Below are 22813 nucleotides of genomic sequence, written 5' to 3'. Positions count from 1 at the left end.
AATATGTCGGTCTGGCTCAGGCCAGTTGCACCAGTTTGAGGTCGCAGCCATCGAGATCCGGGTCAGCGCGCTGCTGCTCGCCGCTCTTTTCCCCGCTTTTTTCCCCAAACCAAGCGAGGCGCTCGCGCAGGGCAACCACTTCGCCGATGACGATAAGCGACGGGCTCACCGCCTGCTTGGCCAGCTCCGCCAGATCCGCCAGAGTGCCGGTCAGCACCCGCTGGCGAGCGGTGGTGCCGCGCTCGATGATGGCGATGGGGGTAGCTTGGCTTCGGCCATGCTCCACCAGCTGCTGCTGGATATGTTCTGAGCGCATCAGCCCCATGTAGATCACCAGGGTCTGGTTGGTTGAAGCGAGCTGCTGCCAATCGGGCTCCTTGCCATCGCTCTGGCAGTGGCCGGTGATAAAGACGGCGCTCTGGGCGTGGTCGCGGTGAGTCAGCGGGATACCGGCATAGGCGGTGGCACCGGCGGCGGCCGTGATGCCGGGCACCACCGAGAAAGGGATGCCTTCGTCGGCCAGCACTTCCAGCTCCTCGCCACCCCGGCCAAACATGAAGGGATCGCCCCCTTTCAGCCGCACCACCCGGTTGCCTGCTTTGGCGTAGTCCACCAGCAGGCGATTGGTCTCCTCCTGCGGCACGCTGTGGGCGCCCGCCTTCTTGCCGACCGACACCAGAGTGGCATCGCGGCGCACCAGATCGAGGATCTCGGCGGAGACCAGCTGGTCGTAGAGCACCACTTCGGCCTGTTGAATCTGTTGCAGCGCTTTGAGGGTCAACAGGCCCGGATCGCCGGGGCCTGCGCCAACCAGCACCACTTCCCCCACTTCGCTTTTCGCCTGGTCGAGCCCATCGCTCAGCCACTGCTCGGCCCCTTGCCAATCGGCTTTCTCAATCAGGCTGGCGAGGGTGTTGGAGGCAAAGGCGCGCTCCCAGAAGCGGCGACGATCGGAAATGGATGAGAGCACCCGCTTGGCCTTGTCACGCACCCGGCCGGAAAGCTCGGTCAGCCCGCCGAGATGGCGCGGCAGCAGGCTCTCCAGCCGCTCGCGCAGCAGGCGCACCAGCACCGGCGCCTTGCCGCCACTGGAGACCGCCACCATCAGCGGCGAGCGATCGATGATCGAGGGGAAGATAAAGCTGGAGCGCTTGGGGTCATCCACCACGTTGACGAACAGACCCAACTGGTTGGCACTCTGATAAACGAGAGCGTTGACTTCGAGGTTGTCGGTCGCCGCCACTACCAAAATCTGGCCTGCCAGATGGGCCGGAGTAAAGCGCTCAGCCAGATGGGTGAAACGACCGGCAAATTCCGTGAATTCGGGTTCAAGCTCCGGGGAGACGATGGTCAGCCGGGCACCGGCCGCCAGCAGCAGGCGCGCCTTGCGCAGGGCCACTTCGCCCCCGCCCACCAGCAGCACCGGGCGCCCGTCCAACTTGGCAAACATCGGCAAATAATCCATTTCGACCCATCCCTCGGAATACGACTAATATGGGGCGACTATAGGCAGGGCCACTTATCCCTCAAAATAATAAAAAATGCTTTTTAAGACACTTTGGTAATTAGCAAAGCCATTTACTGACTAAAGAGAGTGAAAGTCGCTTGTAGTGCCAAAGGGCAAACCCTAGGCTATGGACTGTGTTTCATAAGGAGCTTAATGATGAACGAATCATTGATTGTGCTAGGGATTTTTGTATTTCTGGTCATCGCAACCCTGAGTGCCGGCATCAAGATAGTGCCACAGGGCTTCAACTGGACCGTGGAGCGCTTCGGCCGCTACACCCGCACCCTGACCCCGGGTCTCAACCTGTTGATCCCCTACGTGGATCGGGTCGGCCACAAGATCATCATGATGGAGCAGGTGCTGGACATCCCGGCGCAGGAGGTGATCTCCCGCGACAACGCCAACGTCACCATCGACGCCATCAGTTTTGTACAGGTGGTGGATGCCCGCAAAGCGGGCTACGAGGTCAACGATCTCACCAGTGCCATCCGCAACCTCACCATGACCAATATGCGTACCGTGCTCGGCGCCATGGAGCTGGACGAGATGCTCTCCCAGCGCGACACCATCAACGAGAAGCTGCTGCGCACCATGGATGCCGCCACCGCCCCCTGGGGCATCAAAGTGACCCGCATCGAGATTAAAGATGTACGCCCGCCGCTGGCGCTGGTCGAAGCGATGAACGCCCAGATGAAGGCAGAGCGCCAAAAACGGGCCGAAGTGCTGGAAGCCGAAGGGGTGCGCCAGTCCAAGATCCTCAAAGCGGAAGGTGAGAAGCAGTCCCAGATCCTCAAAGCCGAAGGTGAGCGTCAGGCCGCCTTCCTCGCCGCCGAAGCGCGGGAGCGAGCCGCCGAAGCGGAAGCCAAGGCGACCCATATGGTCTCCAAGGCGATCGCTGAAGGGGATCTGCAGGCCATCAACTACTTCGTGGCCCAGAAATACACCGAGGCGCTGGCCCGCATTGGTGAAGGCCCCAACAGCAAGGTGGTAATGATGCCGCTGGAAGCGGGCAGTCTGATTGGCGCTGTGGCCGGCATGGCCGAGCTGTTCAAGGATGGCAAGGGCGGCAAGTCATGACAGCCCTGTTCGAGGGGTTGACCCACTGGCACTGGCTGGGGCTCGGCTTCGTGCTGCTGGCCATCGAGGTGCTGGGGTCGGTGGGTTTTCTGCTCTGGACCGGCATCGCCGCGCTGGAGGTGGGCCTGCTGCTGCTGATGTGGCCCTTCGGCTGGCAGGCGCAACTGCTGCTGTTCGCCCTGCAATCCCTGCTCACCACCTGGGTCTGGTGGCGCTGGCAGCACAACCGGGATCGCTCCGGAAAGGATGCCGCCGCCCCCATCAACGAGCGGATGCAGAGCTATCTGGGCCGCGAGCTGACCCTGATCGATGATGTCGTGCAGGGCACCAGCCGGGTGCATCTGGATGATACGGTCTGGACGGTGCGCTGCAGCCAGCAACTGCCGGCAGGCACCCAAGTCAGAGTGGTGGGAGCCGACTCCCATATTCTGCTGGTTGAACCGCTCTCCTGACTGCCAGCAAGCCATAAAAAAGCCCGCGATATCGCGGGCTTTTTTTGCATTCTATTCCCATCAGGTGCGCAGCCGATCCAGCTGGCTGGCCAGCGCCGTTGCCGCTTGCTCCAGCGTTTCGCTGAGCTGATGGCTGGCATTGGCCTCCTGACCAATCACGTTGGCGGTGTCGCCGATACGCATCAGGTTCTGGTTGATATCGTCGCTGACTGCGCTCTGCTGCTCGGCTGCCGTAGCCACCTGGCTGATATGGTCGTGGATCTGCTGGATCTGTGAGACGACCAGATTGAGCGCCTCGAATGCCTGCTCGGTTCCCTGCACGGTAGAGCTTGAGCGCTCGATGCCGGTATTCATCAGGCGCTGGCTACTGTTCACCTCAGCCTGCAGGCTACCAATCAACTGACCTATCTCGTCGGTTGACGCCCTGGTCTTGGTCGCCAGCGCCCGTACCTCGTCTGCAACAACCGCAAAGCCGCGCCCCATATCGCCAGCCCGGGCCGCCTCGATGGCGGCGTTCAGAGCCAGCAGGTTGGTCTGCTCGGCGATGGCACGGATCACATCGAGGATCCGGCTGATATTGGCGCTGCGCTGGGCCACCAATGCAACGGCCTTGTCAGCCTCGTGCATATCCTCAACCAGCGTATGGATCTCCTGCCGCGCATTGCTCAAGGTCTGCTGGGCGCTGTTGATATGATGAGTCGCCGCTTCAGACTCCTCGGCTGCCTGCTCGGCATAGCCTGCGACACTGACCGCGGTAGTGCTCATCTCGTGCATGGCACTGACCACGCTCTCCAGCTCCAGATGCTGTTCATCGAGACTGTGGCGCATGGTGTTGGCGGTCTGCTTCATGCCTCTGGCCTGATCGTTGACCTGCTGGCCTATCTCCTTGCTGTTCTGCACCATGCCGCGCAGCTTGCCAAGGAAGGCGTTGAGATGCCTTCCCAGCTCTATCAGTTCTGCGTGGGTATCAATCTCTATCTTCTGGGTCAGGTCCCCTTCATTGCTGGAGAGGTGAGAAACGTGACGGCTGATCAGAGCCAGCGGCGCAGTAATGGTCTGGATAAACCAGATCAGCAGGCCAAGCACCAACAATGTAATCACCCCCATGGCAACAACCTGCTGACGCTGCGCATCCTGCAGCAGGGTGCCCAGATCGTTGCTGATGCTGCGCGCCTTGCTCAGCGCCAGCGCCTTGGGCACCTTGATCATCAACCACCACTGGGCATTGGCGACATCGACCCGGATCGGCTGCTCGAGGATAAAATCGCTGTCACTGCTGACCGGTTGGCCGGTCGGCAGGGCAAGGCCCACCTCCTTGAGCGGGCGACCCAGCTTGTTGGCGTAGCGGTTGCTGCCAACAATCAGCCCCATCTTGCTGACAATGGTGACATCCGCCTTGTTGTCATAAAGGCTCTTGCCCAGCGTTTCGGCCAGTTGCTGGAAGATGGGCAGGTTCATATCAACCCCGGTCAGACCGACAAATTTGCCGTCGTGAAGAACGGGCACGGTCAGACTGGTCATCAGCATCTTGTTGCCCGGGCTTATCTCGTAGAGGTAGGGCTCCATCAGGCAGGGTTGGCGTGTATCGCGGCCACAGAGATACCACTCGCTATTCCGGATGCCGAATTCGTTGACGGATGTATCGAACTTTGCCTCGCTGGCAGCCGCATCAATCGGCTGCTGGGTAACGGCGCCCCCCTGATCCTTGGTGAAGTAGACCTCCAGGCTCCCCTTGCCCGCCACCGAGTGGCTGGCTCCGGCCATCCAGTTGGCATCCTCGCCATCGTAGCCGTTCGGCTCAAACTGGGCATAGATGGAGCTGATCCCGCTCGCCTGCTGCAAGCTGCTGCCGAGCAGAGACTCCACCTGCGGCCGCGCGAGACGTTGTTCCGGTTTGGCCATGGCCGCTTCAATCTGGGCGGTGACCGTCAGAGGTATCTGGTAGGAGTTCTGCATCAGAGAGGATATCTGAATGGCATAGCGCTCCGCCTGATATTGCAGGCTGCGCGAGACCTCCTGCTCCAGCGCATCGCTGGTCTGGGTCATCACCATAGTACGAAGAGAACTGAAAGAGGCCGATTGCAGCAAGGTCATGGCCAACCCGGTAAGCAGAAAGAGCCCCATGGTCAGACACAAGAGCTTGAACTTGAGCGAACGTTGTTTCATGCAGCAACTCCTTATGGCAAGAGTAACAACGAATAAGTTGAGTATATTCCCCTACTTGCCACTCACCCGATTTGTTGATGGGTTTGCAGCCGGCTTCTGGTTATAATTTTTGCCTTCCCGAGCGTTGATGGAACAGTCGCAAATGAGCAATGCACTGAGCAGTATCCCACCGGTAGTCGAAATGGACTACCCCTTTCCGGCCAAACCGCAGCCCCTGAGTGCCGAGCAGAGAGCCGCCCTGACGACAGAGATCAAGGCACTGCTCAAGGAGCGCAAGGCGGTGCTGGTAGCCCATTACTACACGGATCCAGAGATCCAGGCGCTGGCCGAAGCCACTGGCGGTTTTGTTGGTGACTCGCTGGAGATGGCCCGTTTTGGCCGCGATCACGAGGCTCAGACCCTGATCGTCGCCGGGGTGCGCTTTATGGGTGAGACCTCCAAGATCCTGAGCCCCCACAAGCGGGTGCTGATGCCAACGCTGGAGGCCGAATGCTCGCTTGATCTGGGCTGCCCCATCGAGCAGTTCTCAGCGTTTTGCGATGCCAACCCGGATCATACCGTGGTGGTCTACGCCAATACCTCGGCGGCTGTGAAAGCGCGGGCTGACTGGGTCGTTACCTCCAGCATCGCGCTCGAGATCGTCGAACACCTCGACAGTTTGGGTCACAAGATCATCTGGGGCCCGGATCGCCATCTGGGTGCCTATATCGAGAAGAAAACCGGTGCCCAGATGCTGCGCTGGCAGGGGCACTGCATCGTCCACGACGAGTTCAAGGCCCGTGCCCTGCGCGAGCTGAAAGAGCAAAATCCGGACGCCGCCGTGCTGGTTCACCCGGAATCCCCCGCCTCGGTGATCGAGCTGGCCGACGCGGTCGGCTCCACCAGCCAGCTGATCAAGGCAGCCAAAGAGCTGCCCCAGCAGAAGCTGATCGTGGCAACTGACCGGGGCATCTTCTACAAGATGCAGCAAGCCTGTCCGGAGAAAGAGATGGTGGAAGCCCCGACCGGTGGCGATGGCGCCACCTGCCGCAGCTGTGCCCACTGCCCCTGGATGGCGATGAACGGTCTTGTTGCGATCAAGGAGGCGCTCACCGACGGTGCCGAGCGCCACGAGATCCATGTCGACGAAGACCTGCGGATCAAAGCCCTGATTCCCCTCGATCGGATGCTCAACTTCGCCGCCGAACTCAAGCTGAAAACCCAGGGAAACGCCTGATTGCCGGGATAACGAGATGCAAAGAGGGCTCCCGCGGGAGCCCTCTTTATTTAGCTGAACGTCATCCTGCTCAGATGATCACGGTGGAGAAGCTGTGCTCTTCATCCGGCGCGACGGTCACGCCCGCGTCACCGGCGATGGCAGCCTCGACGCAGAGCATGGTGCGATAACCGTCATTGCTCATGTCGGCCATGGCGGTGGCCCCTTCCAGCCAGGGGGTCCAGACCACTGTGCTGTCATGGTTGCCACTGACCACCCGGATTTCGCGCTCGCCATCCTGCACGCTCACCAGCGCCTCAGGCTGCCAATAGACCCGATCCAGCGGCCCGTTCAGGGTCAACGCCCCCTGCTGCTGGCCATTCAGACCGGTCAGCTTGTCGGCATAGGGCTCGCCAAGGCCGGTGACGCTCACCGCCTCCGGTGCGCTGATCTGCAAATAGGTGTGCAGCGCACCGCTATAGACCAGCGCCTGGCTACCGGTATTGCGAGTGGTCAGCACCAGCGAGAGCTCCTTGCCGACCAGCACATCCAGCTCCAGCTCGAATGCGTGATCCCACAGGGCTCGAGTGGCGTCGCTGTCGCGCAGAGAGAGATGAACCAAGGTGCCGTCGGCATGGTCGGAGACCCCGTCCAGCATCCAGAGGGTGGTGCGGGCAAAACCGTGGGAGGGTTTGCCGCTACCGACACGGGCAGGCGCCGGGCCAAACCAGGGCCAGCATAGCGGAATACCGCCACGGATCGGTTTGCTGCCATCCAGCACAGCCTTGTCGCTCAACCAGATGGAGGCAGACTCGCCATGGCGCTGATAGGTGAGCACATGGCCACCGAACAGGCTGATCTCGGCCTTGGCATAGTCGTTGTTGACGGTGAGAACGGGCAGGCCGGCTGCATTGTTGGCGAGCTGGCAGCTGGCTGTCAGGGGACGAATGGATTGCATGAGGACTCCTGTCATCAGGGAAACCGGAAAACAAAAAGGCGGCCCATGGCCGCCTTTTTCAAGCTACGCGATTGCGCATCCCAAATTACTTGGTGATGTGAGCGATCAGGTCCAGAACTTTGCTGGAGTAGCCCATTTCGTTGTCGTACCAGGATACAACTTTAACGAACTTGTCGGTCAGCTGGATACCAGCTTTGGCGTCGAATACGGAGGTCTGACGCTCACCCAGGAAGTCGGTAGATACAACTTCGTCTTCGGTGTAGCCCAGAACGCCCTTCATGGAGCCTTCGGAAGCAGCTTTCATCGCTTCGCAGATTTCTGCGTAGGTGGCAGCTTTCTTCAGGTTAACGGTCAGGTCAACAACAGACACGTCCGGAGTCGGAACACGGAAAGCCATACCGGTCAGCAGGCCTTTCAGTTCCGGGATAACTACGCCAACAGCCTTGGCAGCACCGGTAGAGGACGGGATGATGTTCTGAGCCGCGCCGCGGCCACCGCGCCAGTCTTTGGCAGACGGACCATCAACGGTCTTCTGGGTAGCAGTGGTAGCGTGAACGGTGGTCATCAGACCGGATTCGATACCGAAGGTGTCGTTCAGTACTTTAGCGATCGGAGCCAGGCAGTTGGTGGTGCAGGAAGCGTTGGAAACGATGTCCTGGCCAGCATAGGTAGCGTGGTTAACGCCCATTACGAACATCGGGGTCGCGTCTTTGGACGGGCCAGTCAGAACAACTTTCTTGGCACCGGCAGCGATGTGCTTGCGAGCAGTCTCGTCGGTCAGGAACAGACCGGTAGCTTCAGCAACAACGTCAACACCGATTTCGTTCCAACGCAGGTTGGCCGGGTCACGCTCAGCGGTAACACGTACGGTTTTGCCGTTTACAACCAGGTTGCCGTCTTTAACTTCAACGGTACCCTTGAAACGACCGTGGGTAGAGTCGTACTTCAGCATGTAAGCCATGTAGTCAACATCGATCAGGTCGTTGATACCAACAACTTCGATGTCAGAACGCTCGCAAGCCAGACGGAATACGAAACGACCGATACGGCCAAAACCGTTAATACCTACTTTGATAGTCATATTTAGTTACCTAACTGTTCAGTAGTCAAAGAAAATTCCGCTTGTAAATTTACTAGAACTCTCTGGTGAGTCAACCAACATTCTGTCTGAAATTGCGCTATATCATGAAAAACTGTGAAATTTATTTTCTGTTTATGTAACTGATTACCACGTTTTGTCGAAAAAGAGGTCAGTTGTTGCATCGCCCGGAGATCGACAATAGTGCCTGCCACGTCACACAACCGTGATGATGGATATGTAAAAATGTGCGCGGTTTAGCATGGCCCATAGAGCCACTGTTCAAGTACCACCCCATAAAAATCAAACAAAATAGTATAGATAGAATCCACAGCGGGAATTCTCAAACTATGACCACCCTGATTGAACAGCTGGCTGCCGCAAAAGGCATTGCCAGCGAGTATGTCGATGCCTGGGGCCAGCCGGCTCAGGTATCCGAAGAGAGCAAGGCCGCCATGCTGGGCGCCATGGGCTATCGCGTCGATGACGAAGCAGCCCTGATGCAACAGCTGGAAGAGGAACATCGCCAGCACTGGCTGCGGGCGCTGGATCCCGTCATGGTGGTTCGCACCGGTGACGCCGTCACGCTCGAAGTCCGCCTCCCCATCGAATTCGTCAATGACGCCCTCACCTGGCAGCTCAAGCTGGAACAGGGCGGCGAACTCTCCGGCCAGTTTACCCCCATCGAGGGCGAGCTGGTTGGCGTGGCCGAATTTGAAGAGATGGAGTGCCAGGCCTACCGCGTGACGCTGGAGATGGCCCCTGAACTGGGTTATCACGAGCTGGTACTGCTGGAAGAGGGCAACGACGAGCCGCTGGCCACCATGCGCCTCATCGTTGCACCCAAGGCGTGCTACAAGCAGGCGCCGATTGCCAATGGCCGCAAGGTGTGGGGCCCGAGCGTGCAGCTCTACTGCCTGCGCAGCCGCCACAACTGGGGTATCGGCGATTTCAGCGATCTCGGCCAGCTGGTCGAGAAAGCGGCCGACTGGGGTGCCCACTTCGTCGGCCTCAACCCCATTCACGCCCTCTATCCGGCCAACCCGGAGAGCGCCAGTCCCTACAGCCCCTCTTCCCGTCGCTGGCTCAACGTCGCCTACATCAATGTGGAAGCGGTGCCTGAATTCCAGAGCAATGCGCGCCTGAAAGCTGACGTGGCGAGCCCCGCCTTCCAGCAACATCTGGCCGATCTGCGCGCCAAAGAGAACGTCGATTACACCGGCGTCATCGAGACCAAGATCGGCATGCTGCGTCAGGTATTCGACGACGCCACCCTGAGCGCCGAGCGCCAGGCCGCCTTCGATGCCTTCGTCGCCGCCGGTGGCGACAGCCTGCAACAGCAGGCTGCGTTCGATGCCCTGCAAGCCTATTTCTATTGCAAGGGCGAGAATGCCTGGGGCTGGCCGGTATGGCCGGAGCAGTTCCGCAACTACCACAATCCCGCCGTTGCCAAGTGGATGGCCGAGCACCAGCAGGATGTGAACTTCTACCTCTACCTGCAATTCCTGGCCGATGAGCAGCTGGCGCAAGCCGATGCCCGCGCCAAGGCTGCCGGCATGGTGATGGGGATCTACCGTGATCTGGCGGTGGGCGTCTCCGAAGGCTCCACCGAGATCTGGGCCAACCAGGATCTCTACTGCCCGAAAGCCTCGGTCGGTGCGCCGCCCGATATCCTCGGCCCGCTTGGTCAGAACTGGGGTCTGCCCCCGATGAACCCGAACAAGCTGTTTGAAGCGGCCTACCAACCGATGGTGGATCTGTTCCGTGCCAACATGCGCTCCTGCGGCGCACTGCGCATCGACCACGTGATGGCGTTGCTGCGCCTGTGGTGGGTACCGCCCGGAGAGTCAGCCGCCAAGGGCGCCTACATCTACTATCCGGTCAACGACCTGCTGGGCATCCTGGCCCTCGAATCCCACCGCAACCAGTGCCTGCTGATCGGCGAAGATCTGGGTACCGTGCCGGAGGGGATCGACGTGACCCTGAAAGAGAACGGCGTCCACTCCTACAAGGTGTTCTTCTTCGAGCGCTCCAAGGCCGATGGCGGCTTCATCTCCCCGGCCCACTATGCCGAGCAGGCGATGTCTGCCCTGACCACCCACGACATGCCAACCCTCAAGGGCTTCTGGCACTGCGATGATCTGGCGCTGGGCCGTCAACTTGGTTTGTATCCAGATGAAGATGTGCTGAAGAGTCTGTATGCTGATCGCCACCAGGCCAAACAGCGGATCCTCGACAGCCTGCATGGCCACGGTGTCATCCCCGAGAGCATCAGCCATGACGTGAACTGGGTCGGTATGAATACCGAACTCAACCACGGTCTGCAGATCCACATGTCCCGTGGCAGCTGCGCCCTGTTCAGTACCCAGCTGGAAGACTGGCTGGAGATGGACAAGCCGGTCAACGTACCGGGCACCAGTTACGAATACCCCAACTGGCGCCGCAAGCTCTCCACCGACCTGGAAGATATTTTTGCCAATGAGGCACTCAAGGCACTGGCCGGCAAGATGAGCCGCGCCCGTGATGAGGCCAGTCGTTGAGCGGTTGTCCGCTACAGCCGACTCACCTAAATCCGCTCCGGCTCAGGCCGGAGCGGACGCTCTGTCATGAAAGGAAATCTCGATGCTCGTTGAACGTTTGGTTGCTGCCCGCTGTTCCGATCCCTTCTCACACTTAGGCCTGCAGGCCAATCCGGATGGGCCCGGCCTCAAACTGACTGCCTGGTTGCCTGATGCCGTTGAAGTTCGCGTCAAGGATCTCAAGTCGGGCAAAGTTGTTGCCACCCTGGCGCCCACCGATGAATCGGGTCTTTTTGAAACTGTTTTCACCCGCCGTAAAAATCCCTTCCCCTACCAGTTGCTCGTCAGTTACGCAGAAGCGACTGCCGAAGTCATCGATCCCTACCAGTTTCAGGATGCCGCTTGGGCGGGTCTTGCCGAACTGACCGCCCAGCCGGAAAACCTCTACCACACCCTTGGCGCCCAGCTGCGCACCGTGGAGCATCTCGGTCAGCAGGTGGAAGGGGTCCGTTTTGCGGTCTATGCGCCGAGCGCCACCTCGGTGAGCCTGATCGGCGATTTCAACTTCTGGGATGGCCGCCGTCATCCGATGGAACGCAGCCAGTGCGGTCACTGGGTGCTGTTCGTGCCGGGCATCAAGGCCGGGGATCGCTACAAGTTCGAACTCAAGGATCCCATGGGCAACCGGCTGCCGCACAAAAGCGACCCGGTCGGCTTTTACTGCGAGCAGTACCCCTCATTCGCCTCCGTGGTTTATGACCACGACCAGTATCAGTGGCAGGATGCCGCCTGGCGCGAGAGCCAGCTCAACGACAAGCGCGAGCAGCCACTTTCCATCTATGAGCTGCACGTCGGCTCCTGGAAGCGTCACCCCAACGGCGACAGCCTGAGCTGGCGCGAGCTGGCGGTGGAGCTGGTCGCCTACATCAAGGAGATGGAGTACACCCACATCGAGCTGCTGCCGGTCTCCGAGCACCCCTTCAGCGGCTCCTGGGGCTACCAGCCGGTGGGCATGTTCTCCCCCACCAGCCGCTACGGCACGGCTGATGATTTCAAATACTTCGTCGACCAGTGCCACCAGGCCGGGATCGGCATCATTCTGGACTGGGTACCCGCCCACTTCCCGTCCGATGCTCACGGGCTGGCCCGCTTCGACGGCACCCCGCTCTACGAGTACGAAGATCCGCGCCGTGGCTGGCACCCGGACTGGAACTCCTACATCTACGACTTCGGCCGCAATACCGTGCGCCAGTTCCTGGTAGCGAGCGCCCTGTTCTGGCTCGACAAGTTCCACATCGACGGCCTGCGGGTCGATGCAGTCGCCTCCATGCTCTATCTGGACTATTCGCGCAACGCAGGCGAGTGGGTACCGAACGTCGATGGCGGCAACCACAACTACGAGGCGATCAGCCTGCTCAAGTGGACCAACGAGGAGGTCTATCGCAAGTACCCCCACGCCATGACCATCGCCGAGGAGTCAACCGCCTTTGCCGGCGTCTCCCGCCCCACCTTCCTCGGCGGCCTGGGTTTTGGCTTCAAGTGGAATATGGGTTGGATGCACGACACCCTCACCTACATGCAGAAAGAGCCGATCCACCGTCGCTACCACCACAACGACATGACCTTCTCCATGGTTTACCACTATGACGAGAACTTCATCCTGTCGCTCTCCCACGACGAGGTGGTACACGGCAAGCACTCCATGCTCTACAAGATGCCGGGCGACGAGTGGCAGCAGGCCGCCAACCTGCGCGCCTACATGGGCTTCATGTACGGCCACCCGGGCAAGAAGCTCAACTTCATGGGTACCGAAATCGCCCAGAGCAACGAGTGGAACCACGATGCCCAGCTGCCGTGGCACCTGCTGCAATATCCCAAGCACGGCGGCCAGCAGCGGTTGATCCACGATCTCAACCACCTCTACCGTCATGAGCCTGCCTTGTATCAGGCGGACTATGAGCAGAACGGCTTCCGCTGGCTGGATCACAACGATGCCGACAACAGCATCTTTGCCTGGCTGCGGGCGGACAAAGAGGGCAAACAGGCCATCATGGTGGCGTGCAACTTCACGCCAGTGCCGCGCATCGAATACCGGATTGGCGTACCGGCGGCGGGCCACTATCGGGTCGTGCTCAATACCGATAGCGAGTATTACTGGGGCAGCAACTATGATGTGGGTCTGGTCTTCGCGGCCGAGCCGACCCCCTGGCAGGGGATGGCACACAGCATAGTGCTGGATCTGCCGCCACTGGCGACCTTGTTCATCAAACAGGAGTCCTGATGCTGGTAATGGAAAAAGGGTCGGGCTACCCGCTGGGGGCCCGTCTTGATAAGAACGGTTGCAACTTCTGCGTCTGGGCTCCCCAGTCGGACAAGGTGGAACTCTGTCTGTTCGACGAACAGGAGCAGGAGCTGGCGCGCCTCGAGCTGCCCGGCCGCCGCGGCCAGTATCGTTTTGGCTATGTAAGCGGCGTGCAAGCAGGCCAGCGCTACGGCTACCGGGTTTATGGCATCCCCCAGGAGGGGATGTTGTTCGACCCACAAAAGCTGCTGATCGACCCTTATGCCCGGGCGGTGAGCCGCCCCACCTACTGGGACAACGCCCTCTATCAGGGTGACAGCGCCGCCATGATCGCCAAGTCGCTGGTGGTGGATGACGCTTTCGACTGGCAGGGGGTGAGCAAACCGGCCATCTGCCACTCGCGCACCATTCTCTACGAGGCCCACGTCAAGGGCTTTACCCGCCAGCACCCGGGGATCCCCAAGGAGCTGCAGGGTACCTATCTTGGCATCAGCCACCCGCTGATGATCGAGCACATGAAGTCCCTCGGCATTACCTCGCTACAACTGATGCCGGTGGCCGCCTTCATGTCGGAGCCCCGGCTGGAAGAGCTGGGACTGACCAACTACTGGGGCTACAACCCCATCGCTTTTTTCGCCCCCGAGCCCCGTTACGGCACCAGACAAGACGATGCCGTGACCGAGTTCAAGACCATGGTGCGCGAACTGCACCGGGCCGGGCTCGAGGTGATTCTGGATGTGGTCTACAACCACACCGCCGAGTCGGGCTTCGACGGCCCCATGCTCTCCTTCAAGGGCTTTGACAACGCCGGTTACTACGCCTTCGAGGCGGGCTCCCACGGCCCCGATTACACCCGCCACGCCAACGTGACCGGCTGTGGCAACAGCGTCAATCTGGACCACCCCAACACCCTGCGGCTGGTGCTCGATGCCCTGCGCTACTGGGTGACCGAGATGCAGGTGGATGGCTTCCGCTTCGATCTGGCGGTGACGCTGGCCCGCGAAGCGGGCGAGTTCGACCCCATGGGCGCCTTCTTCAAAGCGGTGATGGCCGACCCCGTGCTGTCACGGGTCAAGCTCATCGCCGAACCCTGGGATATCGGCCCCTTCGGTTATCGCCTTGGCCAGTTCCCGAGTCAGTGGCTGGAGATCAACGACCGCTACCGCGACACGGTGCGCTCCTTCTGGCGCGGCGATGCGGGCAAGATGGGCGACTTTGCCACCCGGCTGGTCGGCTCGCGGGATCTCTTCCCGAAGAACTGGCGCTCGCCCCACACCAGCGTCAACTACCTCTGCTATCACGACGGTTTCACCCTGGAGGATCTGGTCTCCTACAACCAGCGCCACAATCAGGCCAACGGCGAGGATAACCGCGACGGCCACGGCAACAACCTCTCCAGCAACCACGGCGTCGAGGGGCCGACCCTGGATCCGCGCATCAACAACCTGCGCCAGCAGCAGAAGCGCAACCTGATCGCCACCCTGCTGCTCTCCCAGGGCACCCCGCACTTCCTCGCCGGCGACGAGATGGGGCGCAGCCAGCTTGGCAACAACAATGCCTACTGTCAGGACAACCAGATCAGCTGGGTCAACTGGCAGTGGCGGCCGGAGGATGAGCGGCTGTTCGCCTTCACCCAGCAGATGATGGCGCTGCGGGCGGAGTCCACCGTCTTCTCCAATCTGCAACTGAGCGATGACAGCTGGCACGGCACCGCCACCAGCTGCCATCAGGTCAACTGGTATCACCCGGACGGCCACCAGCTCACCGATCAGGATTGGCACGCCCCCATGGGGCAGGCGTTTGCCATGGATATCGGCATGATCAACTGCATCGGCGAGCGCTGGTACGTGCTGTTCAACGCCAGCGACTACGACATCCAGTTCCGCCTGCCGCCGCCGGGGGAAGGGCTGGAGTGGATCCAGACCATCGACACCGCCACCAACGACGGGCTGCCGTTCCTGCCCGACGATATCAAGCGGCAGGTAGCGGTCGGCCGCGCCCACTCCCTCAAGCTGCTGGAGCGGGTGGCACTGGCCTGCACGGCAGAGGATGCCCTGCCGCCGGAGCAGGCGCTGCTGCCGGCATCCAGTGCGGACATGGCTGAAACCCCGATCACAGATCCGGGCAAACCATAACAAGCATGCTGGAGTCAGCTTTACGGAGCCGCTATGCTGGGCTCCGTTATTGATGGCAAGGAGTCGGTATGAGCAGTAACAACCCGGAACAGTGGCGCAACAAGCTGAGCGCCGAGCAGTTTCATGTCTGCTGGGAGAAGGGCACCGAACGCCCCTACAGCGGCGCCCTGCTCCACAATCGCAAGAGCGGCGACTACCTCTGCGTCTGCTGCAAGAGCGTGCTGTTCCACTCGGATGCAAAATTTGACTCCGGCTGCGGCTGGCCCTCGTTCGACCGCGCCATCGAGGGGACAGTGACCTACACCGAGGACAACAGCCACGGCATGAAGCGGGTGGAGATCACCTGCAGCCAGTGTGGCTCCCACCTCGGTCACGTCTTCCCCGACGGGCCGACCGAGACCGGCCAGCGCTACTGCGTTAACAGCCTGAGCCTCGACTTCGAGCCGGACGCCTGAGCCCGACCAAAATAAAAAACGGCGCCTCCCCATGGAGGCGCCGTTTTTTTATCTGCCTGACAGGATCGGGGGGTGCTCTCTGTAAGCGGCAATCCCCGCACCCGGAGCCTGCCGCTCCGCCAAACCGACGCTATAAATTTGATTTATGGATTTTGGCTACATGACCCAATTTTGTCTTATACCAAGCCAGCCACAGCTTCTTTCGCCTTTCGCGCCATCTCGGCGGTCACCACAGGCCAGCGCCCGATCCGCTATGGGCGATTAACAGCAAAACGCCAAGCGGCATCCCCTGACAACACAGCAGGGAAAATCCCCGTCACGCCTGCAACAGGGCCGCCAGCACCAGCAACCCTGCGATGGCCGGCACCGGCAGCTTCACCACCCGTAGCAGATAAAAGCCGATAACGGCCAGCGCCAGATCGCAGGGCGCCAGCACGGCGCTCTGCCACACCGGCTGATAGAGGGCCGCCAGCAACAATCCCACCACGGCGGCATTGATGCCAGCGACGGCCCCCGCCAGACGGGGCCGCGCCAGCCACTGCTGCCAGCAAGGGCCCACCGCCCAGAGCAGCAGGAAGCCGGGCGCAAAGAGCGCCAGGGTCGCCGCCAAGGCCCCGAGCAGCGGCGTCCCGGGCAACAGCTGGGCGCCAAGGTAGGTGGCAAGGGTAAACATGGGGCCCGGCACCAGCTGGGCCAGACTGTAGCCGGTCAGGAACTGCTGCTCGCTGAGGGTGTGGCCCACGCTCTCGGCCAGCAGCGGCAGCACCACGTGGCCACCACCAAACATCAGCGCGCCCGCCCGATAGAAGTCGGCCACCAGCTGACCAAGGGGGCCACCCAGCAGCGGCAGGCCAACAAAGAGGGCGGCAAAGAGCAGCAGAAGCAGCCAGTTTGGCTGGCTGGTGGTGGCCAATCGTGGCTCGGCGGCCCCTTGTCTCCCCTCCCCGCTTTGGAAGCGGGCCGAGAGCAGCGCGGCGAGCGCCAGCATCCCCAGCTGGGTCAGCAGGCCGGGCTGCCACCAGAGCGCGGCGGCGGTCGCCACCATGATCCCCTGAGCCAAGCGGTTGCTGCAGAACTGGCGACTCATGGCGAGCACGGCATCGGCCACCACGATCAGCGCCAGCAACTTGAGGCCGTGCAGGGCGCTCGCCAGCCAGAGATTGCTGCCCACCAGCGCCACCCCGAGGGCAGCCGCCAGCAGCAGGATAAAAGAGGGAAGGGTGAAACCGACAAAGGCGGCCAGCGCCCCGCCAAGACCGGCACGGTGACGGCCGATGGCAAAGCCCAGCTGGCTGGAGGCTGGCCCCGGCAGCAGCTGGCAGAGCGCCAGCAGACGGGCAAACTCACCCTGCTCCAGCCAGCCCAGGCGCTGGACAAAGGTGCGCTGGAAATACCCGATATGGGCGGCCGGGCCACCAAAACTGACGCATCCCAGCCACAAAAACCGCCAAAAGACCTCGCCCACGCTGCTGCTCCCGCCCCTTTCACGCCGATGGAGAGGAGATAATATGACAACGCGATGATCTTTTTATGACAATCAGGCTGATCCGGCCGACACCATGGCCACATCACCCGGCAGATAGCAGCGCCCCGCCAGCCAGCAGGCGATCGACTGGCGACTGGCATCGAAGTGGGGTTCGGGCAGCGCACGCGGATCGCACCAGACCCACCCCTCGCACTTCTCCGGCTCCAGCAACTGCGGCTCGCCCTCGGCCAGGGCGTGCAGGGTCACCGAGATATAGTGCAGGCCGCTCTCGCGCCAGGTCTCCAGATTGTTGGTTACCGCCACCACCTCGGGCGAGCTGATCGCCAGCCCCGTCTCCTCGGCCACCTCGCGGATCGCCGCCGATTCGAAGCTCTCCCCCAACTCGAGATGACCGCCCGGGATGGACCAGTAGGGGGCGTGGCTCCCCTTGCGCTTGCCAAGCAGCACCAGACCGTCGCGGTTGGTCAGGATGACGCCGACACCGACGCGGGGATAGGGGGTGGACATGAGCAAGCCTCCTCGATGGCGCAATGAAAACGGCCTACCTTAGGCCGGATAGGCAGGCAGGACAAGTCTGCCAGTGGCGCTGCACGCCATAAACCGCAAAAACGGCCCGCAGAGAGATACGCCAACAACGACCGCCGCCACGGAGCAAGCCGCCAGAGAGTGTGATCTCTGCGCCATAAAATGACGAAAGTAGTACCGGATATCGATTTTTTAGCGATCCCGGTTCCACTTTGCGGTTTTGTTCATAGAGCGCTCAGTTTTCTCTTCCCATACTGGCCCCACAGTTCCAAAAGAGGAGAGACAAGATGGAGTCATCATTGGTCGGGCTCTCCATTCTGTGGGGGCTAGCCAGTTTTGGTGTTCAGGGGGATTTCATCGAGAGCCGTGATTCCGTTGCGCCATCCTGGCAAACCGGATCCAGAGTGGAGATGGAAGGTTATCTGATTGAATCGCTTGGCGAAAATCGCTGGCTATTCGACAACGGCAGCGAGAGTCTGCAGGTCTCCCTGCCCGACGGGGCCTGGGTGCCCGCAGGGGAACGGCTGCGGGTGAGCGGTGCGCCGCAACAGGATCAGAGCGGCTGGCTGCTGCAGGTGGAGCAGGTCCGCGAAGTGGCCGTCTGACCGGCAACCGGTTAAACAAAGAGGAGGCATTTGCCTCCTCTTTTGCATTTGGTCGCCCCGCCGTTAGCCGAGGTGGTTGAGCGGCAGCGCCGTCTTGTGCTTGATGCGGCGCAGCACGAAGCTGGAGCGCACCCCGGTCACCCCCGGAATGTGGGTCAGCTTGTCCAGCAGGAAGTGCTGGTAGTGCTCCATGTCGCGCACCACCACCTTGAGCTGGTAATCGGCATCGTTGCCGGTGATGAGGTCACACTCGAGCACTTCGGGCAACTCGCTGATGGCACGATCGAAGTTTTCGAACCGCTCCGGCGTGTGTCGGTCCATGGAGATATGAATGTAGGCGGTGAGGGTAAGACCAAGCTGGCGGGCATTGAGCAGGGTGACGTGGGTGTCGATGAGACCGGCATCCTCCAGCGCCTTGACCCGACGGGAGCAGGGTGACGGCGAGAGCCCCACCAGCTCGGCCAGTTCGAGATTACTGATGCGGCCATTCTCCTGCATCAGTTCCAGAATGTGTCTGTCTATGCGATCCAGTTTCAGCATTACCCCTTCCTCGTTGCAATGACTAATCCACTTTTCCTAGGTTAAGGGTGAACTATTGCAAAAACAACCGAAATAAGTGGCTACTTTGCAACCACTCACTGGCACGGGAGGGATACTATGGTTACATCTTCCGGTGGCAAGACAGATACCTGACCGGGTCTCTGTGGCGAAGGACCTTACCGGGTCAAGAGCCCCATCAGCCGTCTCACCTTATCGGGCAACGACGGGCTGGAACGAGAGCATCCACTCCCCCGAAGGCAACAAAGCAGGCATCCCGGCGCCTGCTTTGGATGGTGAAAATCTAGAGCTATCGTAAAAAAACTCTGTAACCTCAGTCAGAGAGCAGATCCCATGAGACAAGTGCGAAAAACACTTGTCTTTTTTTGCGAGTGCTATAGCGAAGTTTCACGCTAGATAACAGTCGTCATTTATATGCGCCAATTTAGTGCTAAAAGAAACTACCTTCTGCTGCATGACGATGGCACGATCCATTACCCCTTCAGCAAGTTTCTCACCGACGAATTTGACAACCCAAATACCCGGGAACTGGTGGGCCAATCACTACGCATACTGCAACGGTTTTTTGTGGTCCATGGGATTGAGTTGGCAGTCCGCATGCCGGAGACTCGCTGCCTGACCCACGACGAGATTAAGAGCCTAGCCGAACTTTGCTACCGACCGCTGAGCGAGATTGAGCGGCTATCCGATACCAAGGTCGTGTCAATCACCAGCGCCAAAGCAGACACACGACCCAGAGACATGCGCTGCGCACTTGAGGCAAACAAGGCCGTAAAGCGCCTTCATCTCGACACCACCGAAGCCAACGACCGATGGTCGAGCGAGCAGCGCCGGTAAGGTGATGAACATCAGTGACCGTGCGTCCTTCATGTAACAGCAAGATAGCCATCAAGCGACGAGCATGTCCTTTATCACACGTGGCATGGATGATTTTGTGAATGCGGCGCCGTTGTGGTCGTGGCAGGGGTGGTAAGATAGGCATCAACTCAGTCTTTTAGGTGTGGCTTGTTTTGTTTGGCGACTAATGAGATCGCACAAACTGGACTGAGCTCCCTACCTCCGGTGATCTATTATTCGGAACAGCTATTTAGGGGCTGACTTTACGACGAGCTACTTTCTCCTTTGGTGGTCATACGGTGACCCCAGGTACCGTTTTGTTATCCGGTTTGAAACCGTATGACAACTCCCTTTTGTGTAAAACCATTAGGCTAATACTATCTCAATATCACCTACCATCAGCTGCGAATGTTTATGTAGCCCTACCCAATAATTCCTGCATTACTACCACTTCTTAAGTGGGTCGTCAAAATGGCTATCTCTTTTAGCCTTGTTCATTAACTCCTTTTTCTCTTGTTCATTCAAACCAATCAATTTATTTGAAACTACATTAAAAAACAGTTCAGGATGAAAAAATATTGTGTTGAATCAAGAGATTCATGATTCACTCGCATCGAGAGATACTCAATTTTTTCAATGAACCTATTGTAAACCCAGCCACTTTTTTAGCCTTTTTGTCTTGCTACCTCTGCAAGAACCTCAATCTCTCGCGTCAAGAATAAATTGACCAGCTCAGCCTCTGCAGGAACATTTGTACACCATGCCTCAAATAAACGAACCCACCACCTATTAAATGGAATAGAGGACAAATGCACTATTACCGCCAAGCCAAGGTGAGCGATACCCAACCTCTACACTTCGAGTCACCTCGTTTGAAGACAAAGTGGAAAATTTTTTAATACTATCGAGTCGTGGGCTTAATTTGAAGCCAGCCGTCCTCTCTGCCTCGTATAACTCACCAGCGTTGTAGCTGCCGATGTGTGGGTATATAACCATATCAAGGATAGCTACGTTGGTCGTGCACTAGCAGGTATCTACAATTTCTAATATACCAACCGACGGTCAAATACTCACATAGGCTAGCCTTGGTATATAATGTACGATGAAATTCATCTATGATATTGCGCAACAAATCATATATACACTCGCCACTTCATCATCTTTGGTAACGATGAATAGGGATTGATTCTCAGGAAATATGAGGGATGTATAATAAGCCTTGCCTACACTACACATGAAGTACGTTACTACGTCTACATAACGAGAAATGCGGCTATCAAATCACCCCTAATCGCTAATAAAACAAAAAACATATACCGCCATTATACCTTATTAAAAAGCCCCCTAACCTAACACAGAGCACAGTATTCAATTTAAAACCTGCGTAGACTCGGGGGAAACCACGTACACATAATCGGGGTTTCATTTGTGTCAGACCGTCACGAACCGACCTGTACACAGGAAAAATAATAATTCATAAAACTTTGAATTGTTTTGAAATTAAATGAAATATGATCGCCAAGCCTTGCTATAAAGTGAAATTTAATGCAATTGATAATTTAATCATGATGAAGTTTGTTGAGTTGGTGTTGATTGGGTAGCAAGAGATATAAATCATCTGCTATGGTTCAGCTGTCAGCATATATTAGATAATTAGAACTTGACATGGTAAGAGATATAAGGTGAATCGATTTTAGCGGCGCCCATCATCTCTGAGGACGTGGGCTTATTTATAAGGTGTGATGATCTTCGATGATTGAATGACAGACAAAAGGACTTCGATGTGGAAAAAATAATCTTTTGCAAGTTCACTAACTCATTGGAATTTAATGGGAATTTGAAGCGTCTGGGTGCAAGAGATGCAATGGTGCTAGATTGCCTTCTAAAAGAACCAGCAGGTAGTGTCGCAACAAAAAAGAGCATTCTATCTTATGCCTGGAGCGATGTCAGGGTGTCAGACCTTTCATTGTCGAAGAGCATATCTCTCTTGCGTTCGACACTTAATGAAATGTTGCCAGGACAAGAAGTGATAGTCACCATGCCTCGTGTTGGCTACAAAATAAACAAATCTCTTTTCATAATAAAGAACGATGCTGAGACTTCTGACTTAGATATGGATGATATTCTTTTAAGCAACGATGATTTTACATCATCAGAAAGAAATGCAATCAAGAATTATACCTTTAAAAGGATTATAAGTACCACATCGTACGCTAAAACTATGAAAGTTATACTGTCTGTTTTATCCATTGTATTTTTTGGCTTAAGTGCCTATGAATACTCTAATTCAAGTCGATTTTTATCAGAAAAAATAGAATCTCCCAAGCTAAATATGATGACCACATCATCAGGCAATGAAGTCTATTATTTGGCTTCATCCCAGAAGTTGATCGAGGCATTAGAGAACATAAAGTGTGATTGTGTTTTCTTTGTCTACCCTGATGGGATATCACTTTATGACATCAAGAGAAACAGGGCTGTCAGCTTTTTGCTTCAAGATATGGATACGAGTGAGATATCAAAAAATATTAACTCGATCTTGGAGAACTAAGTCATGTTAAAATACTTTTCTGCATTTCTCTTATCAATAGCAACATTGGTTTTTGTTGAGTTTAAAGACTCTGATACGCCAATAAGTGCGGGTTCGTACTTAGGGGAGAGATACAGAATGTCGAAAATGGAACCATATGCAGAAATAAAATCTACATTCAATGTAACAAAAAGTGGTTATGTTGAACAAAACCTGATTCTTAAAGATGACTCTCTAGAGTCGAATGCAGTTTTTCACTTCTCAGGGAAACTTTACTCCTGCTCTGATTTTCACTGCGAGTATGTGAGTCATGGTCAAGTTATAGCAAAACCAAAAATACAAAAGAGCTTATTTGGAAGTAGATTCATTTCTCTACTTACTGCGGGTTTAAATGAACATAGTAATGATGTTGAAATACTATATAAATC

General features: G+C 57.8%; 18 protein-coding genes and 1 pseudogene. 11 read left to right on the top strand and 8 right to left on the bottom strand.

Translation table 11 applies throughout. The annotated features are described in order from the left end of the window. Positions 1-16: 16 nt before the first annotated feature. Positions 17-1465 (bottom strand): siroheme synthase CysG, encoded by a 1449-nt coding sequence (gene cysG, locus AACS24_RS18145; protein WP_108571549.1) that lies wholly within the window; start codon positions 1463-1465, stop codon positions 17-19. Positions 1466-1663: 198 nt separating this feature from the next. Between cysG and AACS24_RS18140 the strand changes: the two genes are divergently transcribed. Together AACS24_RS18140 and AACS24_RS18135 are read left to right on the top strand one after the other, a co-directional pair. Continuing rightward, positions 1664-2584 carry an SPFH domain-containing protein gene (locus AACS24_RS18140; RefSeq protein ID WP_041210247.1) on the top strand — a complete coding sequence of 307 codons (921 nt, stop codon included), beginning with the start codon at positions 1664-1666 and terminating at the stop codon, positions 2582-2584. Then, positions 2581-3036: an NfeD family protein gene (locus AACS24_RS18135; protein ID WP_108571548.1), complete on the top strand. Its 456-nt coding sequence runs from the start codon at positions 2581-2583 to the stop codon at positions 3034-3036. The genes AACS24_RS18140 and AACS24_RS18135 overlap by 4 nt, the downstream gene beginning before the upstream one ends. A gap of 60 nt (positions 3037-3096) precedes the next feature. Here the strand turns inward: AACS24_RS18135 and AACS24_RS18130 are convergent, their stop codons facing one another. Continuing rightward, entirely contained in the window at positions 3097-5202 is a 2106-nt protein-coding gene (locus tag AACS24_RS18130) for a methyl-accepting chemotaxis protein (RefSeq protein WP_108571547.1), read from the bottom strand. Positions 5203-5344: 142 nt separating this feature from the next. Between AACS24_RS18130 and nadA the strand changes: the two genes are divergently transcribed. Beyond that, entirely contained in the window at positions 5345-6418 is a 1074-nt protein-coding gene (nadA, locus tag AACS24_RS18125) for a quinolinate synthase NadA (protein WP_181364227.1), read from the top strand. Between the two features lie 70 nt (positions 6419-6488). Here nadA and AACS24_RS18120 read toward each other — a convergent pair whose 3' ends face one another. Further along, positions 6489-7355: a D-hexose-6-phosphate mutarotase gene (locus tag AACS24_RS18120; protein WP_108571546.1), complete on the bottom strand. Its 867-nt coding sequence runs from the start codon at positions 7353-7355 to the stop codon at positions 6489-6491. A gap of 85 nt (positions 7356-7440) precedes the next feature. After that, positions 7441-8436 carry a type I glyceraldehyde-3-phosphate dehydrogenase gene (gene gap / locus AACS24_RS18115; RefSeq protein ID WP_033113224.1) on the bottom strand — a complete coding sequence of 332 codons (996 nt, stop codon included), beginning with the start codon at positions 8434-8436 and terminating at the stop codon, positions 7441-7443. 347 nt (positions 8437-8783) lie between these two features. Between gap and malQ the strand changes: the two genes are divergently transcribed. From malQ to msrB, 4 genes are all read left to right on the top strand, one after another. Next, entirely contained in the window at positions 8784-10973 is a 2190-nt protein-coding gene (gene malQ, locus AACS24_RS18110; protein WP_108571545.1) for a 4-alpha-glucanotransferase, read from the top strand. Between the two features lie 82 nt (positions 10974-11055). Beyond that, positions 11056-13233 carry a 1,4-alpha-glucan branching protein GlgB gene (gene glgB / locus AACS24_RS18105; RefSeq protein ID WP_033113222.1) on the top strand — a complete coding sequence of 726 codons (2178 nt, stop codon included), beginning with the start codon at positions 11056-11058 and terminating at the stop codon, positions 13231-13233. Next, positions 13233-15389 carry a glycogen debranching protein GlgX gene (gene glgX / locus AACS24_RS18100; RefSeq protein WP_108571544.1) on the top strand — a complete coding sequence of 719 codons (2157 nt, stop codon included), beginning with the start codon at positions 13233-13235 and terminating at the stop codon, positions 15387-15389. The genes glgB and glgX overlap by 1 nt, the downstream gene beginning before the upstream one ends. A 68-nt stretch (positions 15390-15457) precedes the next feature. Further along, positions 15458-15844 carry a peptide-methionine (R)-S-oxide reductase MsrB gene (gene msrB / locus AACS24_RS18095; RefSeq protein WP_108571543.1) on the top strand — a complete coding sequence of 129 codons (387 nt, stop codon included), beginning with the start codon at positions 15458-15460 and terminating at the stop codon, positions 15842-15844. A gap of 316 nt (positions 15845-16160) precedes the next feature. On the opposite strand, the gene chrA is transcribed toward msrB, so the two are convergent. Together chrA and AACS24_RS18085 are read right to left on the bottom strand one after the other, a co-directional pair. Further along, a complete protein-coding gene (gene chrA / locus AACS24_RS18090; protein ID WP_108571542.1) occupies positions 16161-17309 on the bottom strand; it encodes a chromate efflux transporter in 1149 nt (382 codons plus the stop codon). Between the two features lie 72 nt (positions 17310-17381). Beyond that, on the bottom strand, positions 17382-17837 hold the full coding sequence (locus AACS24_RS18085) for a nucleotide triphosphate diphosphatase NUDT15 (RefSeq protein WP_108571541.1): 456 nt from the start codon (positions 17835-17837) through the stop codon (positions 17382-17384). A 305-nt stretch (positions 17838-18142) separates the two neighbouring features. Here AACS24_RS18085 and AACS24_RS18080 point away from each other — a divergent pair, with 305 nt between their 5' ends. Continuing rightward, a complete protein-coding gene (locus AACS24_RS18080; protein WP_041210257.1) occupies positions 18143-18460 on the top strand; it encodes a hypothetical protein in 318 nt (105 codons plus the stop codon). A 63-nt stretch (positions 18461-18523) separates the two neighbouring features. Here AACS24_RS18080 and AACS24_RS18075 read toward each other — a convergent pair whose 3' ends face one another. Continuing rightward, the gene (locus tag AACS24_RS18075) at positions 18524-19000 is read right to left on the bottom strand and encodes an Lrp/AsnC family transcriptional regulator (RefSeq protein ID WP_005304871.1); all 477 of its coding nucleotides are present in this window, start codon (positions 18998-19000) and stop codon (positions 18524-18526) included. 432 nt (positions 19001-19432) lie between these two features. On the opposite strand from AACS24_RS18075, the gene AACS24_RS18070 reads away from it, so the two are divergent. Continuing rightward, positions 19433-19855: a hypothetical protein gene (locus AACS24_RS18070; protein WP_181364228.1), complete on the top strand. Its 423-nt coding sequence runs from the start codon at positions 19433-19435 to the stop codon at positions 19853-19855. On the opposite strand, the pseudogene AACS24_RS18065 reads toward AACS24_RS18070, so the two are convergent. Continuing rightward, positions 19797-20000 (bottom strand): annotated as a pseudogene (locus AACS24_RS18065) (IS630 family transposase); the annotation flags it as partial. The gene AACS24_RS18070 and the pseudogene AACS24_RS18065 sit on opposite strands and share 59 nt — an antisense overlap. 1638 nt (positions 20001-21638) lie before the next feature. Between AACS24_RS18065 and AACS24_RS18060 the strand changes: the two are divergent. Both AACS24_RS18060 and AACS24_RS18055 read left to right on the top strand, forming a co-directional pair. After that, positions 21639-22406 carry a winged helix-turn-helix domain-containing protein gene (locus AACS24_RS18060; protein WP_146181428.1) on the top strand — a complete coding sequence of 256 codons (768 nt, stop codon included), beginning with the start codon at positions 21639-21641 and terminating at the stop codon, positions 22404-22406. A gap of 3 nt (positions 22407-22409) precedes the next feature. After that, positions 22410-22813: hypothetical protein (locus AACS24_RS18055; RefSeq protein ID WP_146181427.1), on the top strand; the 404-nt coding region annotated here is incomplete at its 3' end.

The sequence above is a fragment of the Aeromonas sp. HMWF016 genome (assembly GCF_963878195.1).
In the GTDB taxonomy this organism is placed as follows: domain Bacteria; phylum Pseudomonadota; class Gammaproteobacteria; order Enterobacterales; family Aeromonadaceae; genus Aeromonas; species Aeromonas lacus.
This window is presented reverse-complemented; position numbering and strand designations above follow the sequence as displayed.